This window comes from Ruegeria sp. BHSB064, from assembly GCF_059613205.1.
The window spans coordinates 19,820-34,921 of the sequence record NZ_JBXWSB010000006.1; the positions used below are offsets into that span (position 1 = coordinate 19,820).

Sequence of the window (15,102 nt, forward strand, 5' to 3'; positions counted from 1 at the left end):
GTCCGAACTCTCAGGCTGACACTCAGGAGGCCCCATTTATGCGCTACATGATGACCTACGACCTTATGGAAACCATGCGCAACACCAACCAATGGCTTGGTGCGACGGCCAGCGCGATGGCCTCTTACCCGATGTTTTCGATGGTACCCAACCCGGCTTTCAACTGGATGGCCGCCTGGGGTGAGGTGACTGAGCGCACGTTCCAGCGCATGGTTGTGAAACCTGATTGGGGGATCCGCACTTTCACTTGTGAAGACGGCAAGGACCATCTGGTTGAGATTACAACCGTTCTGGAACGCCCATTCGGCGATCTGGTCCATTTCCGCGTCAACGGCCGCGAAGAACAACCGCGTAAGGTGCTGCTGGTTGCGCCGATGTCGGGCCATTACGCGACGCTGCTGCGTTCGACCGTCAAAAGCCTTCTGGTCAACTGTGAAGTCTATATCACCGACTGGCATAATGCGCGCGATATCCCTGTGTCTGCGGGCAAGTTCGATGTCGAGGATTACACCCTCTATCTTGTCGATTTTATGAAAGAGCTGGGTCCTGACACGCATGTTGTTGCAGTCTGTCAACCGGCCCCTCTGACCCTTGCGGCCACAGCCTACCTGGCCGAGGTGGAACCCAAAGCGCAACCCAGCACACTGACCCTGATCGGCGGTCCGGTCGACCCGGATGCGACCCCCACCGACGTGACGGATTTTGGGCGGCGCGTCACCATGGGTCAGTTGGAAGAAACGATGATCCAGCGTGTCGGCTTCAAGTACAAAGGCGTGGGTCGCATGGTCTATCCCGGCCTGTTGCAGCTTGCCTCGTTCATGTCGATGAACGCCGAACGTCATTCCAAGGCATTTTCGGATCAGATCCAACGTGTCATCCGGGATGAAGCGTCAGATATGGACGCCCACAACCGATTCTATGATGAGTATCTTGCCGTCATGGATATGACCGCCGAGTTTTATCTTTCGACCGTCGAGCGCGTGTTCAAGAACCGCGAGATTGCCCGGAATGAGTTTGTCGTTGCCGGTCACAAGGTGGACATGTCCAAGATCACCAACGTGGCAGTGAAAACGGTTGAAGGGGCGAAAGATGACATTTCAGCCCCCGGTCAGTGTATTGCGGCGCTTGATCTGTGCACTGGCCTGCCTGACAGCAAGAAGGCAAGCCATGTGGAACCAGGCGCAGGCCATTACGGCATCTTCGCAGGCCGTAGCTGGCGTGACAACATCCGCCCGCTTGTGATTGATTTCATGAATGAAAACAGCCGCAAGCCGCGTCGTCGCGCCGCCAACACAAACAAAGTCGCGTAAAACAGCATGGGCGAGCCTGCGCATAGCGGTCTCGCCTTTTCCTGCCAGTGCGGAAATTTGCAGGGCCACATTTCCGCAAGAGGTGTACGGCAAGGGACGCATGTCGCCTGTTTTTGCCACGATTGCCGCGCCGCACAGCTGTATTTCAAGCAACCTGACCCAGCCCCCGGACCTGTCGACATATTTCAGATGGCACCGGACGAGATCGAAATCTCTACCGGCAGTCAGTTTTTGGCAGCAATGAAGCTTGGCCCCAACGGGATGCTGCGATGGTACGCCAGTTGCTGCAATGCCCCGCTGGCAACAACGCCACCACGCGCAAGTTTTCCCTTTGCCGGGTTTCTGGTTCGCAGGATCACCGATGACGTTTCGGTCCTGGGTCCCGTCACAACACGCGGATTTGTGCCCCAGCCCGATGGAAAACAGAAACACGAGAAAATCAGGTTTGCGGCCTTCGGTCTGATACGCCGTGTTGCAGCTTCACGTTTGTCTGGGCGCTGGAAGAACACACCGTTTTTCGACCCGAAATCCGGCGAACCAGTTGTGACGCCCTTGCTGATAACGAAAGACGAGCGCGCAGCGCTCTATCCATAGTCGAACCGCAGCTGAGCATTCAGCCAAGTTTGCAGGGCTTCGTTCACATGGTCAGGCGCTTCAAGGGTCAACAGGTGCCCTGCGTTTTGAAGAACAAGCATCTCGGCCTCGGGTATCAAATCAGCCATAAATGAATGTCGCCTGACCGGTGCAAGAGTGTCATGTGCCCCGCACAGCACCAGTGTGGGCACCTTGATTTTCCGTAATGCCGCTTGCTGATCAGGGCGACGTTGCAGGGCTCGCATCTGGCGCACGAACACTTCGGCCCCCAGCCCCTCTGCCATCGCCAAAAGATCGTTCAGAATGGGGATGCGCCGAGGCCCCGGCGCCAAGGCGTCGGATCCTACAAGTTTGCGCATCATCTCTTCCAGACGACCGCCTTGCGCACCAATGATCAAATCTTCCCGACTGGCCGCCATTTGCGGCGTATCGGCCTGCGCATCAGTGGCCATAAGACACAGGCGGGAAATCCGCTCGGATGCCCTGCGAACCAACTCCAAAGCCACCACGCCACCCATACTGTGCCCGGCCAGGGCAAAACGATGTGGTAGTTGATCAAGCAACCCCGAGGCGATTTCTTCGATCCGCTCGCCGCCAGACACAGGTGCGACTGTCACAGACCGCGCACGCGACAACAGCTCGAACTGAGGGCGAAACAATCGGGCATCACACATCAACCCAGGCAAGAACACCAGCGGCTCGATCACGCGGGGCCTCCATTTACTCGGTTTTCCGAGCCCTTCCCTTTTCTGTCAGGATGAAATGTTTGCCGCAGTCGGGCAAGGGAAACTTCATGGATAGGCGATTGCACGAAACGCAGGGAAGTCCTTGTACCGGAGTTGCCGTTTGGATCTGTCTTCATCGGGGTCGGCCCCTGGCTTCAACAAGCAGCCCCGCGGGTCGATATAGCTGTCAATCCTGCGTAGCGGCTTGGGCCGCCACACCAAATTGAATGCGCAAAGCTTCGGGAAAAACCAGATCTCGGAATAGGTCAGGTGATCGTGCATCCACCACGCCAGATCCCGCCAGTCCCGCCCTTGCGCGTATTGATCCGCAAACCAGGGAATGACGATAGAAGCTCCTGCTATCCGCGCATCGCCTTCGCCGCGATCCCAGATATGGCATTCCAGCGGGTTGTCATTGCGGGCGCAGTTCAGCCGGTTTTCATTGCCGAACCGGTTCAACGACGGCGACCTGTACCCCGATCGCACGGCGATACGACCAAAGGTTTCCTCCAACGGGTCCAGCAGTGTTTCGCAAAACGCACGCCCCGTCTCAATCGCCAGGTCCGGATTGTCGGGGATGTTCTGCTTTTGATGGAAATTGCCAATCTCCGAATACAGAAAATCGCGCATGAAGAAATGCCGGGACAAGCGCACGCGACCCAAGGTTTCCAGACTCCACATGCTGCCCGGCTTTCGCATTCAGCCTCCTCAATTCCGGTCGGGTTTTACTCTATCCCGCGTTCTTTCAACCAAGTCAGGATACCCGCAACGGCGGCATCGGTCTGCCCCGGCGACATCAGTCGCCCGGCAATGACATGCGACGCAGGATCGTCCCCCGGCCCCATCGTCACCAAATGAACCGTGGCAGGGGCGCCCCAAGCCTCGGCGACTTTATGTGTCTTGTCGGGGCGCACAACCTGATCATCATCCGAAAACCAAAACAAGGCTGGCACCAGAGCTTTAGAAAAATCTTGCGCATAGACTACATCAACCAGAACGGACATCGGAACGACGGCTTCCCAGGGATAGACGGCGGACCAATACGTGTTCTTCTCTGGATCCGGTCCGGACACATCACGCTCTGGCCCCATCAGGATCGGCAACCAATCCCGGGCCCAAGGCAGCGATGGCACCCAAGCCGCGGCGGTATTCACGCCGAAATTCGGTGACACAAAGACCATTGCAGCAACATCTTTGCTAAGCTCCGCGTCAAGCGCTGCAGCCGCTGCCAAAGTACCACCGGTCGAGGTTGAGATGACAATCACCTTGTCCCCGACAGCCCGTGCCGCAGCCAACCCTTCGGCAGTGTCCTGCATCCATCCTGTGGCCGTACCTTCCGCCATAGCAGATCCATCGCGACCGTGACCTTGCAAGCGTGTGTAAACAAGGTTGGCCCTAAGCGCGTCGGCGACCAGATCAGGCACCGGACGGATTTCTTCGGAACTTGCAGAAAATCCATGGATATAGAGCACAGAATAAGGTGTGCGCTGCTCCTTGAAACCCTCCTGCCAGACCACACGCTTCTCAACGCCGGGAACAATATCGTCAAAGGCTGATTCAATGCTTTCGAAATAGACCTGAACGCCTTCACCAAACTTGCCCGAGTCGAATGTCGGGTGCAAATCAACCTCCTCACGCGGCCCGAACCAATAGATGAGGCCGCCGACGACAATCAGCGCAAGCAGAAACCGCCCAAGCATCCAGCCCAAACGCCGCATCAGTTGCCTCCCACTACATCCAGCACCGCGTCTTCAATCAACCCCAGACAGGGGCCGTCCGAAAAGCGATGGTCCGCATCTTTGACCAGCAACAGGCGCATATTGGGCCCGGTCGCGTGATCCAACAGCCGCACTGCGGTTTCAGTCGACACCGCCGTATCGGCCGTTCCCTGCAGGAAACGCACCGGGAAGGGCAGATGAAGCGGATCCCGCAGAACCAATCGCTGCCGCCCGTCTTCGATCATTCGTTTGGTGATGATGTAGGGTTCCATATAGTCAGAAGGCAGTTCCACCTGACCAACTTTGTCCAGCGTCGCCTTTTGCTCGTCGCTGAATGCCGCCCAGTAACCATCTTCTGTAAAGTCCGGCGCAGCCGCAATTGTGACCATGCCCGCAATCCGGTCCGGCATCGCTTTGGCCAACAACAATGCCTGCCACCCGCCCATGGAGGATCCCACAACAATCAACGGCCCATCAGTCAGCGCCGTCACGGCCGCAACAGTATCTTCGTGCCAATCACCGATACACCCATCGGTAAATGCCTCAGAGCTTTCACCATGCCCCGAATAGTCAAACCGCAAAAACGCCTGCCCCCGCGCCTGTGCCCAGGCCTCCAGATGTACGGCCTTGGTGCCTTCCATATCCGACATCAGCCCGCCCAAAAAAACGATGGTCGGTCCCGCGCCCTCGCTTTTGTGATAGGCCAACCGTCGGCCTTGCGCGGTTTCCAGAAAACTTGTTGCTGCCATGAAATCCTCTTTCCTTTCGCAGCATCATGCACGCCACGTACCCAAGTGCAATTCCCGGATCCCTCTTCATCTGGCTCAAAATACCTCGGGGTGCGCGAGGGGCTGGCCCCTCGCTCCTGCCCTTGACACAGGATCAACCACCTGCCAAACGAGCCGAACGCAAATAACCCGCAACCGGGCGTTCAGTGGGCGCCAAACCGACGAGGAGAGCCGATATGGCCCTGGATTCGAAATCCGTCTCTCTCACCTTTCCCGATGGCAATGCACGCAACTATGACGCAGGCGTTACACCTGCGCAGGTGGCTGCCGATATTTCAACTTCATTGGCCAAAAAGGCCATCTCGGCCACGGTAAACGGCCAGCACTGGGATCTGCAATGGCCCATTGACGCTGACGCCCAGATCGCCATCCACACCATGAAGGATGAAGTACAGGCCAACGAGCTGATCCGCCACGATCTGGCGCACATCATGGCGCGAGCTGTTCAGGAAATCTGGCCTGCCACCAAAGTCACCATCGGCCCCGTGATCGACAATGGCTGGTATTATGACTTTGACCGCACGGAACCGTTCACACCCGAAGATCTTGGCCTCATCGAGAAAAAGATGAAAGAGATCATCAACAAGCGCGATCCCGTGACAACCGAGGTCTGGGACCGTCAGCGCGCGATCGAGTTCTATAAGGCCAATAACGAACCCTACAAAGTCGAACTGATCGAAGCCATTCCGGGCGACGAGCCGCTGCGCATGTACTGGCACGGCCATTGGCAGGATCTGTGCCGCGGTCCGCACCTGCAACACACCGGTCAGGTGCCGGGCGACGCGTTCAAATTGATGTCGATCGCTGGTGCCTATTGGCGTGGCGACAGTGACCGCGCGATGTTGCAGCGCATCTATGGCGTGGCCTTCACAGGTAAGGAAAAGCTGAAAGCCCACCTGCACATGTTGGAAGAGGCTGCCAAACGCGACCACCGCAAACTGGGCCGCGAGATGGACCTGTTCCACATGCAGGAAGAGGCCCCCGGGCAGATCTTCTGGCATCCCAACGGTTGGACCGTCTACACGCAATTGCAGGACTACATGCGCCGCCAGCAACGCAAAGGCGGCTATGTCGAGGTGAACACGCCTCAGGTCGTTGACCGCAAACTGTGGGAAGCTTCGGGTCACTGGGACAAGTATCAGGAAAATATGTTTATCGTCGAAGTGGACGAAGAACATGCGCGCGAAAAGGCGATCAACGCCCTGAAGCCGATGAACTGCCCTTGCCACGTGCAGATCTTCAATCAAGGTCTGAAATCCTATCGCGACCTGCCGCTGCGGATGGCAGAGTTCGGATCGTGCAACCGCTATGAGCCGTCGGGCGCATTGCATGGCATTATGCGTGTGCGTGGTTTTACACAGGATGATGGTCACATCTTCTGCACCGAGGATCAGATTGAATCCGAGACTGCCGAGTTCATTCGCTTCCTGTCCGAGATCTACCAAGACCTCGGGTTTGAAAAATTCTCGGTCAAGTTTTCGGATAGGCCCGAAAAGCGCTCTGGATCGGATGAGGTGTGGGACAAGGCCGAAGCTGCCCTGCTCAGCGCGACCCGTGCGGCTGGGATCGAACCGGAGCTCAACCCCGGTGAAGGTGCCTTTTATGGTCCGAAGCTGGAATTTGTTCTGACCGACGCAATTGGCCGGGACTGGCAATGCGGAACGCATCAGGTGGACTTTGTTCTGCCTGAACGCCTGGATGCGACTTATATCGGTGCGGACGGCGGCAAACACCGCCCTGTCATGCTGCACCGGGCAACATTGGGTTCGTTCGAACGCTTTATCGGCATTCTGATCGAAGAACACGCAGGCAAGCTGCCCTTCTGGCTGGCCCCACGTCAGGTCGTTGTCGCCTCGATCACGTCTGAGGCGGACGAATACGTGAGCGAAGTTGTTGAGACTCTCAAAGCCGCTGGTGTCCGTGCAGAGGCCGATATTCGCAACGAAAAGATCAACTACAAGGTCCGCGAGCACTCGGTTGGCAAAGTGCCGGTGATTCTGGCCGTTGGTCACCGCGAAGTTGAAGAACGCACCGTCAGTGTCCGGCGTCTGGGTGAAAAACAGACGCAGGTTCAACCGCTTGATGTTGTAACAAATGAGCTTTCGCAAGCCGCCACACCACCAGATCTGCTGTAACAATCAGCGGCATATCGCTGGAAATCCGGCCCTTGAAACGGGGCCGGATTGTAACATTTCACTCTTTCTTCATCAAAAACAATGTATTAGGCTTCAAGAGGGCGTGCCGCCCCCTGACGCGCTTGTGAGACACGGGCTCGTGAATTCAACTCTGGCCGACAAGCCACTAGTTTTGTCAGTGTCACAAGCAGACATACCCTGTCATCAAGAGGATTACCGAGATGTCGAACACAGCTAAGTCCCTGGTTATCGCAACCGCAGTCGCAGCCGCAGTATCGGGCGCTGCAACCACAGCAACCGCGCAAGCCAAAGAAAAGTGCTATGGCGTATCGCTGGCCGGTCAGAACGACTGCGCCGCAGGTCCCGGCACCACATGCGCGGGCACCTCGACCGTTGACTATCAGGGCAACGCATGGACCCTGGTTGACGCCGGAACATGTGCTGACATCGAACTGCCGGCCGAAGCAGACGGCACTCCGCGGAAAGGTTCGCTGGAAGCACTGGATCGCGACCTGCCGGCATAAGGTCGACCAAACGAATTCAGAGGGGCGGGCCAGATCGCCCGCCCCTTCCCTTTCGTGATCAAGGAACTGACCCATGTTGGATGATGCGCTCCGCTCGAATCGCCTGCCCGCAGCGCCGGGTGTGGGGTACAAGCCGCAACACTTCGCTCAGATACTTGACCACGCGCAGCCCGTTGCATGGCTGGAAATTCACGCCGAGAATTATATGGGCGATGGCGGACGTCCCTTGGCTCAGCTGCGCCACCTGTCCGAACATTTTCCGATTTCAGTCCATGGCGTTGGGCTGTCCATCGGCGGCGAAGGCCCCTTGGACCCAGATCACCTTACCCGACTGAAACATCTGATCGGCTGGCTGAAACCCGCCAGCTTTTCCGAACATCTGGCCTGGTCCACCCACGACAGCCATTTCTATAACGACCTCCTGCCGCTTCCTTACACGGACGAGACGCTGACACGGGTCTGCGAGCACATCGATCAGGTGCAAGACACCGTTGGGCAGCAGATGCTCCTTGAAAACCCGTCCAGCTATCTGGCTTTTGAAGAAAGCACCTGGTCGGAACCTGATTTCTTACGAGAGATTGCCAAACGCACTGGCTGTGGCTTGTTGCTGGACGTGAACAACGTCTTTGTTTCGGCTACCAATCTCGACTTTTCACCTCAAGGCTACATAGACGCCTATCCACTTGAAAAAGTGGGTGAAATTCATCTGGGAGGCCATGATGAGGACGAAGATGAACACGGCCATCCATTGCTGATCGACAGCCATGGGCGCGAAGTGGTTGATCCGGTCTGGGCCCTGCTCGACTATGTTCTCGAACGGTCGGGCCCCAAGCCGCTGCTGGTCGAGTGGGACACCGATGTACCCGACTGGCCGGTGTTGCGCGAAGAAGCTGTTCGCGCTCAGACCGCATTGGACCGGGTACCGGCATGAGCGTATCTCAGTCCGAGTTCCGCGCCGCCATGATGGATGCTTCAGCGCCGGTTCCATCCGGTCTGCTGGACGCCGACGCGCAACCGGCTGGGCGCAGGTTCAGCGTTTATCGCAACAACGTTGCTGTTTCTCTGACCGAAGCGATGCATCAGGCGTTCCCAGTGGTCGCTAAACTGTTGGGTACTCAGAACATGGACGGACTGGCCGGGATTTTCTTGCGCCAGCATCCGCCATCCTCACCGCTTATGATGTTCTACGGTGAGGCGTTTCCCGATTTTCTGGCGGGGATGCAGCAGCTTTCGCACCTTGGATACTTGCCCGACATAGCCCGGTTGGAACTGGCCCTGCGCCGGTCCTATCACGCGGCCGACAGCCAACCTGCACCGGCTGAGGCATTGGCTGTAGACCCCGAACAGGTCATGCAGGCCAAGTTGCAGTTTGCGCCATCTATGCACGTGATCCGGTCAAAGTGGCCCATCCATGCGATCTGGCGCTTTAACTCTGTGGCCAATGCCCCGAAGCCTCAACCGCAAGCCGAGGATGTGCTGATCACGCGCGCCGAATACGACCCTGAGCCTCATTTGCTGCCAGTGGGCGGGGCGAACTGGATTGCGCATATGCAAAATGGGGACACGATCGGATCGGCGTTTGAGAAAACCGCCGCTGAATCCCCGGAATTTGACCTCGGAACCACTCTGGCACTGCTTTTACAGGGCGGTGCAATAACCTCTGTGACTATCGAAAGGCCGAAGACATGACTGCGCTGATCTCATTGCACAACAACACCCTGGGACGGTTGGGCGTGACCTCCGGCTGGCTCACACCAAGCTTGGCTCGGCTGGTCTTTGCCGCGACGTTGCTTGTGTACTACTGGAACTCGGCAACAACCAAGCTGGGCAGCGGTATCTTTGGGTTTCTGCGTCCATCGGATGGGGCCTACGTGCAAATTTTCCCCAAAGCGATGGAAGCCGTCAGCTATGACAGCTCGCAACTTGGCATCTTCCACTGGGCTGTGGCCGTTGCAGGCACATGGGCGGAATTTCTGCTGCCAGCCCTGATCGTCATCGGTCTGCTGTCGCGATTTGCCGCCCTGGGCATGATTGGATTTGTCTGGGTCCAGACCATTGTGGATGTGACCGGCCACGGAACCGAGTTGGGCAGCTATTTTACCAACAACATAAGCTTACTGGATGACCGGACGCTTTGGACTTTCCTGCTGGCTGTGATTGTCATTCATGGTTCAGGCCCGCTCTCGGTTGACCGGATCCTGCACCTGAAGTGATCTAGAAATGTGCCTTGGGCTGATCCGGTTTTCCTGCCGCCAGCCCAAGCACGCCCGCCACACCGGCGAAGGCAATCGGGAACATGGTGAAGACACCAAACCCAAACGCGTAGTACATCGCACCTGCTGAGATCAGCAACAAAACCCCACCGATCAAAGCCCGCGCAGGCGCCATTGCGCCACCGGCAATCGCCAACAAAGGCGCGATGATCGAAAGGGCCTGGATCAGGCCGGGGTTGTCGACTTGGCTCAGAACGCCATCTATCTCGCCAACCTGGTCAACCACAACCACCCTGGCATACCCAAAAAACCGACAATCATACCGATCAAACCGGCAATAACGCCCAAAATCATTGCGGCATTGCGCATAGAAAATCCTCATTCTTGACCATTGGCAGATAAGCACCCGTTTAGGAAATGCCAAGCTGACCCCGCGTTTCAGCGGTCCACCCCAACAGCAGCCGACCGTTATCTTCGATCAACGGACGCTTCATCAACGTCGGATGTTCCTTCAAAAGCTCCAACGGTGCTTTTGCACGCTGACTCTCGTCCAGCCCGCGCCAGGTGGTTGATCTTGTGTTGAGCAGAGCATTGCCGAATTCGGCAAAAGCCTGCGACAGCACCGGATCCGGCACGCCGTCACTTCGAACGTCGAAAAAGACCGCATCTGGCAAAGATTTCAGCGCCTTACGACAGGTGTCACAGGTCTTTAACCCATAAAGCTTCATTTCTTTGATACTCCTGCTCGTGCTTCGATTTTGTGCAATCACGCCAGTTTTTGGCAGTTATTCTTGATTTTTTACTTCACCGTGCAATGTTGAAAAAGGCGAAACATGTGAATTGGACTGTTCTGCGAACGCGAAACAGTGGGGTTTACGATGACGCTGACCACAGCCCCCACCAATTTGTGGGACAATGCGTAAGTAGAAGGAGACACGGGACATGCCAACCGGCACCGTGAAATGGTTCAATACCACTAAAGGCTATGGATTTATTGCCCCTGATGAAGGGGGCAAAGATGTGTTTGTTCATATCTCGGCCGTAGAACGGTCCGGCCTCACCGGACTCGCAGACAACCAAAAAGTCTCGTACGAGTTGCAGGACGGACGCGATGGCCGCCAAATGGCAGCTGATTTAAAGCCGTTGTAAAAACACCCCCGCACTGCGCGGCGTGAAACAGTTTAGGATGGCGGCCAATTTCCGGCCGTCATCCGCCCCCCACCGGATTTGTTCCATTACCCTCGCGCGGGCTTCGGCTTGTCATGAGCGGTCCAGTTGTCGCCCATGGCAACGATGCAGGACGTTCCGGTTGCATAGGTCACGACCATCGTCCAGTCGCCGCGCTGGTTTGACCAGACCTCCATGATTTGTTCAGGTCCGCGAATGCCGGTTGCCACGCGCTGGGAACGGAACTGTCCCTTGAGCTTTTCGTGCAACCTGGGTGTGGGTTCACACAGAATTTCAGCGATAGGTGACTGCGCCTGTACGGGCAAAGCCACAACTGAAATCAGACACAGGAGGGCGGGTTTCAAAATGCGCATCATGGAACCAATGTAACGGTTCCATGACAAGATGTATAGACAATCGCTATGCGTCAGAAGCCGTTACTTGCGAATAATCTCTTCAAACTCGCGCCATTCACGGGCGGTCATGCCCGAGCTTTCCTTCGTGACCGTCTCGCCCGCCAGCATGTTCCGAAGGCTCTCCACCATCTGAGCGGATAGGTTGACTGCACCCAACCGGTAATCCTCGAACGCTTTGTAAGCAAACGGCACCCAGTCGGCGACAATCTTGCACATCGCATCGGCATATACGCGGATTTCATATTGCGCATGCGGGTCCGCGCGCAAGCGCAGGAAATGGAACAGGTTGTGCAGGTCCACCTTCCAGTACCATTGCGTGTAGATATTGGCAGGAAGGTTCATCCGGGCCAACTCACGCGCCAAACCTTGTTGCCCGTCCTGGCTGATCAGGGCTTCGTAATTGTCATAGCAGCGGGTGCTGTCGGCCTTCAGTATTTCTAATACACGCGCGGCTTCTTCACCTTCCAAAGTTGACCCGCGACCCTGATTGTTCACCTCAGACTGCGCCGCCACATGTTCAGGTGCAGGGATGTAAAACTCACGGTCCAGAATAGAATACCGCGCGGAGTATTCGTTCACATTTGCTGTCCGGTGCCGAATCCATTGGCGCGCCACGAAAACCGGCAGTTTTACGTGCAGTTTGACCTCGCACATCTCAAACGGGGTCGAGTGCCAGTGCCGCATCAGATACCGGATCAACCCTTCGTCGTTCTGAACCGATTTTGTGCCTTTGCCATAAGACACACGGGCCGCCTGACAGATCGCGGCGTCATCGCCCATATAGTCGATCACGCGGACAAACCCGTGATCCAGAACCTGATGCGCGGTGTACAAACGGTCTTCCATTCCGGCTGATACCACGCGACGTGTGGGATGCGATTGAGCGCGTTGCGCCTCGATCTCGGCCTGTTGGTCAGCGGACAGCGGCATCAAATCTTCCTTTCTGGCAATGAGTCGCCTCCTACTATATATCGCGAACCCTGACACCGGAACCGCGATATATGCCGCAACGCGCTCTAATTTCGTTTTAGGCCGCACGGCGCCCTCGACAGGCCAAACCAGTGCGCTAAGTTGCTGGCAAAATAAATCAAAGAAGGATGGCCAACATGGCGCTGACATATCTACACACTATGGTCCGCGTGAAAGACCTGGAAAAATCCATGGCGTTTTATGAACTGCTGGGACTTAAAGAAACACGTCGATATGACAGTGAGGCCGGGCGATTCTCGCTGATTTTCATGGCGCCTCCGGGGCAAGAAGACGCCCCAATCGAACTGACATACAACTGGGATGGTGACAACGAGCTGCCCAGCGACAGTCGGCATTTTGGCCATCTGGCATACGGCGTCGACAACATCTACGAGGTCTGCCAGCATCTGCAGGACAATGGTGTGACCATCAACCGCCCACCACGAGACGGTCGCATGGCTTTTGTCCGTTCTCCGGACAATATCTCGGTCGAGCTGCTTCAAAATGGCGACGCGCTGGAACCGGCCGAACCCTGGGCCAGCATGGAGAGCACCGGCCACTGGTGATCCGGCGGATCATAACGATGGGGTTGGCCCTGTTGGCCAGCCCTTTGCGGGCTGAACAATGTCGTTTGGCGCTTGCGCTTGCAATGGACATTTCGGTCTCGGTCGATGACGCAGAAGACCTTTTGCAGCGACAGGGACTGGCCGCAGCGCTTTTGGCACCTGAGGTGCAAGACGCTTTCTTCTCATCTCCTCTACCTGTTGCGCTGGCCGTTTATGAATGGAGCGGGCAGTCTACACAGCACGTTATTCTAAACTGGCGCTTGATCGAAAATCACGGAGATTTGGTGGCTGCAGCGACCCGGATAAGTCAGTCGATCCGGTCCAATGAAGGCTCGGCCACGGCTATGGGTCACGCCTTGCGGTTTGGGGCCGAACTGTTCCAAACCGCGCCTTCGTGTCTGTTTCACACCATAGACCTGTCAGGAGACGGGTCCAACAATGACGGTTACGGACCGCAGATCGCATATCAGCGGTTCTTTAGTCATGACATCGTCGTTAATGGTTTGGTGATAAACGCCGCTGATTTCGAAGGGGAGCTTTTCCTCATCCCTTTTTTCGAAAACAACGTCCTGCATGGCCCGGGCGCTTTTCTGGAAGTCGCACAAGGCTTTGAAGACTTCGAACGCGCGATGCGCCGAAAACTGGAACGGGAACTGAGCGGGCTGCAAATTGGCGCAGTGCAGGTCCACGGCCAATGAAGACGCGCCTGCTGGTCATTCTGTTCTGCCTGCTGTCAGGACCTGCCCTTGCGCAATGCCGTCACGCCTTGGCTTTGGGTCTGGATGTGTCGGCATCTGTCGATAGCGGTGAATACAGGTTGCAGCTGGAGGGTCTGGCCGCTGCTCTGCGCGATCCTGAGGTCAGTCAACTGATGCTGGCCAATGGTTCAACATCCATGAGGTTGGCGGTCTATGAATGGACGGAACCAGGGCACGAAAGGGTGCTGCTCAACTGGACTGAGATCCAAACCTCGGCCGATCTGAACGCCATCAGTACGCGCCTCATCCAGACATCGCGGCGGTCAACCGCAGAAGGAACGGCGGTGGGGGCGGCAATGGCATTTGGAGCTGAGTTGTTGAACCAGCAAAAGACCTGTTGGCGGCGAACCTTGGATTTGTCAGGTGATGGCAAACACAACCTTGGGCCCCATCCCCGAGATGTCAGAACAGCGTTGCGCGGCAGCGGTATTACTATCAACGGGCTTGTGATTGGAGCGGATGATCCAAGTTCAGGTGACCGCCGTTATGTGCAAGTTGGGGAATTGTCGGCGTATTACAATGCCTGGGTTATTTCCGGCCCAAACGCATTCGTTGAAGTCGCGCTGGGTTTTGAAGCCTATGCAGACGCCATGACCCGCAAATTGATCCGAGAGTTGGACAGCCTCGTTCTGTCAGATGCACGCCCCTGATCAATAGATATACCTGATTTGATCGGTCCAGTACCGTTCCACGCGACGCAGAGAGGTTGTGATGTCCTCGATGCCATCCAGTTCCAGCACGCCCCGTCCCTGCAGACCTTCGGCGTGGCGGGCAAACAAGTCCGAGACGATATTCCGGATCTCGCGGCCTTGCGGCGTCAGGCGCACGCGCACCGAGCGGCGATCGATCTCACAGCGTTGGTGGTGCATATATCCCATCTCAACCAGTTTCTTGAGGTTGTAGCTGACATTGCTACCCTGATAGTAGCCACGGCTTTTCAATTCACCGGCTGTGACCTCATGATCACCGATATTGAACAGTAGAAGTGCCTGTACGGCGTTGATTTCCAAGACACCGACGCGCTCAAACTCATCCTTGATGACGTCCAGCAGCAACCGGTGCAACCGTTCCACAAGGGCCAGCGCCTCAAGATAGCTGGTCATGAACCCCTTGGTTTCCGGTCCGGAGACCTTCATTTCCATACTCATCCGACCCTCCGATTCAGTCGTGCTGTTTGAGACACGATGAACCGAAAATCCGAAAAATCGGTTAAGCTTGA

At 56.5% G+C, this 15,102-nt stretch carries 19 protein-coding genes and 1 pseudogene; 11 read left to right on the top strand and 9 right to left on the bottom strand.

Going from position 1 to position 15,102, the window contains the following annotated elements; translation table 11 throughout:
* Positions 1-38 precede the first annotated feature (38 nt).
* Together phaZ and AC2FNU_RS02495 are read left to right on the top strand one after the other, a co-directional pair.
* Positions 39-1,310: a polyhydroxyalkanoate depolymerase gene (gene phaZ / locus AC2FNU_RS02490; RefSeq protein WP_496784554.1), complete on the top strand. Its 1,272-nt coding sequence runs from the start codon at positions 39-41 to the stop codon at positions 1,308-1,310.
* A gap of 6 nt (positions 1,311-1,316) precedes the next feature.
* On the top strand, positions 1,317-1,904 hold the full coding sequence (locus tag AC2FNU_RS02495; RefSeq protein WP_496784555.1) for a DUF6151 family protein: 588 nt from the start codon (positions 1,317-1,319) through the stop codon (positions 1,902-1,904).
* On the opposite strand, the gene AC2FNU_RS02500 is transcribed toward AC2FNU_RS02495, so the two are convergent.
* The 4 genes from AC2FNU_RS02500 to AC2FNU_RS02515 all read right to left on the bottom strand — a co-directional run bounded on the left by AC2FNU_RS02500 (position 1,895) and on the right by AC2FNU_RS02515 (position 5,096).
* The gene (locus AC2FNU_RS02500; RefSeq protein WP_496784556.1) at positions 1,895-2,611 is read right to left on the bottom strand and encodes an alpha/beta fold hydrolase; all 717 of its coding nucleotides are present in this window, start codon (positions 2,609-2,611) and stop codon (positions 1,895-1,897) included. The genes AC2FNU_RS02495 and AC2FNU_RS02500 overlap by 10 nt on opposite strands.
* 84 nt (positions 2,612-2,695) lie before the next feature.
* Positions 2,696-3,310, bottom strand: a complete 615-nt coding sequence (locus AC2FNU_RS02505) for a hypothetical protein (protein WP_496784609.1) — start codon at positions 3,308-3,310, stop codon at positions 2,696-2,698.
* A gap of 44 nt (positions 3,311-3,354) precedes the next feature.
* A complete protein-coding gene (locus AC2FNU_RS02510) occupies positions 3,355-4,347 on the bottom strand; it encodes an alpha/beta hydrolase (RefSeq protein ID WP_496784557.1) in 993 nt (330 codons plus the stop codon).
* A complete protein-coding gene (locus tag AC2FNU_RS02515) occupies positions 4,347-5,096 on the bottom strand; it encodes an alpha/beta fold hydrolase (RefSeq protein WP_496784558.1) in 750 nt (249 codons plus the stop codon). The genes AC2FNU_RS02510 and AC2FNU_RS02515 overlap by 1 nt, the downstream gene beginning before the upstream one ends.
* A gap of 215 nt (positions 5,097-5,311) precedes the next feature.
* Between AC2FNU_RS02515 and thrS the strand changes: the two genes are divergently transcribed.
* From thrS to AC2FNU_RS02540, 5 genes are all read left to right on the top strand, one after another.
* Positions 5,312-7,270, top strand: a complete 1,959-nt coding sequence (gene thrS, locus AC2FNU_RS02520; RefSeq protein ID WP_496784559.1) for a threonine--tRNA ligase — start codon at positions 5,312-5,314, stop codon at positions 7,268-7,270.
* 221 nt (positions 7,271-7,491) lie between these two features.
* On the top strand, positions 7,492-7,794 hold the full coding sequence (locus tag AC2FNU_RS02525) for a BufA1 family periplasmic bufferin-type metallophore (RefSeq protein ID WP_171090883.1): 303 nt from the start codon (positions 7,492-7,494) through the stop codon (positions 7,792-7,794).
* Positions 7,795-7,867: 73 nt separating this feature from the next.
* Positions 7,868-8,725: an MNIO family bufferin maturase gene (gene bufB / locus AC2FNU_RS02530; RefSeq protein ID WP_496784560.1), complete on the top strand. Its 858-nt coding sequence runs from the start codon at positions 7,868-7,870 to the stop codon at positions 8,723-8,725.
* Positions 8,722-9,483 carry an HvfC/BufC family peptide modification chaperone gene (locus AC2FNU_RS02535; RefSeq protein ID WP_496784561.1) on the top strand — a complete coding sequence of 254 codons (762 nt, stop codon included), beginning with the start codon at positions 8,722-8,724 and terminating at the stop codon, positions 9,481-9,483. Before bufB ends, AC2FNU_RS02535 begins: the two co-directional genes overlap by 4 nt.
* The gene (locus AC2FNU_RS02540; protein ID WP_496784562.1) at positions 9,480-10,007 is read left to right on the top strand and encodes a DoxX family protein; all 528 of its coding nucleotides are present in this window, start codon (positions 9,480-9,482) and stop codon (positions 10,005-10,007) included. The genes AC2FNU_RS02535 and AC2FNU_RS02540 overlap by 4 nt, the downstream gene beginning before the upstream one ends.
* Before the next feature lies 1 nt (position 10,008).
* Here the strand turns inward: AC2FNU_RS02540 and AC2FNU_RS02545 are convergent.
* Together AC2FNU_RS02545 and AC2FNU_RS02550 are read right to left on the bottom strand one after the other, a co-directional pair.
* A pseudogene (locus AC2FNU_RS02545) lies at positions 10,009-10,376 on the bottom strand (hypothetical protein).
* Between the two features lie 41 nt (positions 10,377-10,417).
* Positions 10,418-10,735 (bottom strand): ArsC/Spx/MgsR family protein, encoded by a 318-nt coding sequence (locus AC2FNU_RS02550; protein ID WP_496784563.1) that lies wholly within the window; start codon positions 10,733-10,735, stop codon positions 10,418-10,420.
* A 214-nt stretch (positions 10,736-10,949) separates the two neighbouring features.
* Here AC2FNU_RS02550 and AC2FNU_RS02555 point away from each other — a divergent pair, with 214 nt between their 5' ends.
* Entirely contained in the window at positions 10,950-11,156 is a 207-nt protein-coding gene (locus tag AC2FNU_RS02555) for a cold-shock protein (protein ID WP_008758035.1), read from the top strand.
* A gap of 86 nt (positions 11,157-11,242) precedes the next feature.
* On the opposite strand, the gene AC2FNU_RS02560 is transcribed toward AC2FNU_RS02555, so the two are convergent.
* Together AC2FNU_RS02560 and thyX are read right to left on the bottom strand one after the other, a co-directional pair.
* A complete protein-coding gene (locus tag AC2FNU_RS02560; protein ID WP_496784564.1) occupies positions 11,243-11,551 on the bottom strand; it encodes a hypothetical protein in 309 nt (102 codons plus the stop codon).
* A 60-nt stretch (positions 11,552-11,611) separates the two neighbouring features.
* Positions 11,612-12,520 carry an FAD-dependent thymidylate synthase gene (gene thyX, locus AC2FNU_RS02565; RefSeq protein ID WP_496784565.1) on the bottom strand — a complete coding sequence of 303 codons (909 nt, stop codon included), beginning with the start codon at positions 12,518-12,520 and terminating at the stop codon, positions 11,612-11,614.
* Positions 12,521-12,696: 176 nt separating this feature from the next.
* On the opposite strand from thyX, the gene AC2FNU_RS02570 reads away from it, so the two are divergent.
* Genes AC2FNU_RS02570 through AC2FNU_RS02580 form a run of 3 tightly spaced genes read left to right on the top strand, consistent with a single transcriptional unit; the run spans position 12,697 to position 14,533 of the window.
* Positions 12,697-13,125: a VOC family protein gene (locus AC2FNU_RS02570; protein WP_496784566.1), complete on the top strand. Its 429-nt coding sequence runs from the start codon at positions 12,697-12,699 to the stop codon at positions 13,123-13,125.
* A gap of 17 nt (positions 13,126-13,142) precedes the next feature.
* Positions 13,143-13,823 (top strand): DUF1194 domain-containing protein, encoded by a 681-nt coding sequence (locus AC2FNU_RS02575; RefSeq protein WP_496784567.1) that lies wholly within the window; start codon positions 13,143-13,145, stop codon positions 13,821-13,823.
* Entirely contained in the window at positions 13,820-14,533 is a 714-nt protein-coding gene (locus tag AC2FNU_RS02580) for a DUF1194 domain-containing protein (RefSeq protein ID WP_496784568.1), read from the top strand. Before AC2FNU_RS02575 ends, AC2FNU_RS02580 begins: the two co-directional genes overlap by 4 nt.
* On the opposite strand, the gene AC2FNU_RS02585 is transcribed toward AC2FNU_RS02580, so the two are convergent.
* Positions 14,534-15,031, bottom strand: coding sequence for a MarR family winged helix-turn-helix transcriptional regulator (locus AC2FNU_RS02585; protein ID WP_496784569.1), 498 nt, complete (start codon positions 15,029-15,031; stop codon positions 14,534-14,536).
* Positions 15,032-15,102: the final 71 nt, after the last annotated feature.

Bases quoted from the DNA above. Each gene is read 5' to 3' on its own strand.
- AC2FNU_RS02550 (WP_496784563.1), bottom strand. From the start codon at position 10,735: ATGAAGCTTTATGGGTTAAAGACCTGTGACACCTGTCGTAAGGCGCTG.
- bufB (WP_496784560.1), top strand. From the start codon at position 7,868: ATGTTGGATGATGCGCTCCGCTCGAATCGCCTGCCCGCAGCGCCGGGT.
- AC2FNU_RS02505 (WP_496784609.1), bottom strand. From the start codon at position 3,310: ATGTGGAGTCTGGAAACCTTGGGTCGCGTGCGCTTGTCCCGGCATTTC.
- thyX (WP_496784565.1), bottom strand. From the start codon at position 12,520: ATGCCGCTGTCCGCTGACCAACAGGCCGAGATCGAGGCGCAACGCGCT.
- AC2FNU_RS02555 (WP_008758035.1), top strand. From the start codon at position 10,950: ATGCCAACCGGCACCGTGAAATGGTTCAATACCACTAAAGGCTATGGA.
- AC2FNU_RS02510 (WP_496784557.1), bottom strand. From the start codon at position 4,347: ATGCGGCGTTTGGGCTGGATGCTTGGGCGGTTTCTGCTTGCGCTGATT.
- AC2FNU_RS02515 (WP_496784558.1), bottom strand. From the start codon at position 5,096: ATGGCAGCAACAAGTTTTCTGGAAACCGCGCAAGGCCGACGGTTGGCC.
- thrS (WP_496784559.1), top strand. From the start codon at position 5,312: ATGGCCCTGGATTCGAAATCCGTCTCTCTCACCTTTCCCGATGGCAAT.
- AC2FNU_RS02540 (WP_496784562.1), top strand. From the start codon at position 9,480: ATGACTGCGCTGATCTCATTGCACAACAACACCCTGGGACGGTTGGGC.
- AC2FNU_RS02580 (WP_496784568.1), top strand. From the start codon at position 13,820: ATGAAGACGCGCCTGCTGGTCATTCTGTTCTGCCTGCTGTCAGGACCT.
- phaZ (WP_496784554.1), top strand. From the start codon at position 39: ATGCGCTACATGATGACCTACGACCTTATGGAAACCATGCGCAACACC.
- AC2FNU_RS02575 (WP_496784567.1), top strand. From the start codon at position 13,143: ATGGGGTTGGCCCTGTTGGCCAGCCCTTTGCGGGCTGAACAATGTCGT.
- AC2FNU_RS02585 (WP_496784569.1), bottom strand. From the start codon at position 15,031: ATGAGTATGGAAATGAAGGTCTCCGGACCGGAAACCAAGGGGTTCATG.
- AC2FNU_RS02535 (WP_496784561.1), top strand. From the start codon at position 8,722: ATGAGCGTATCTCAGTCCGAGTTCCGCGCCGCCATGATGGATGCTTCA.
- AC2FNU_RS02560 (WP_496784564.1), bottom strand. From the start codon at position 11,551: ATGATGCGCATTTTGAAACCCGCCCTCCTGTGTCTGATTTCAGTTGTG.
- AC2FNU_RS02525 (WP_171090883.1), top strand. From the start codon at position 7,492: ATGTCGAACACAGCTAAGTCCCTGGTTATCGCAACCGCAGTCGCAGCC.
- AC2FNU_RS02495 (WP_496784555.1), top strand. From the start codon at position 1,317: ATGGGCGAGCCTGCGCATAGCGGTCTCGCCTTTTCCTGCCAGTGCGGA.
- AC2FNU_RS02570 (WP_496784566.1), top strand. From the start codon at position 12,697: ATGGCGCTGACATATCTACACACTATGGTCCGCGTGAAAGACCTGGAA.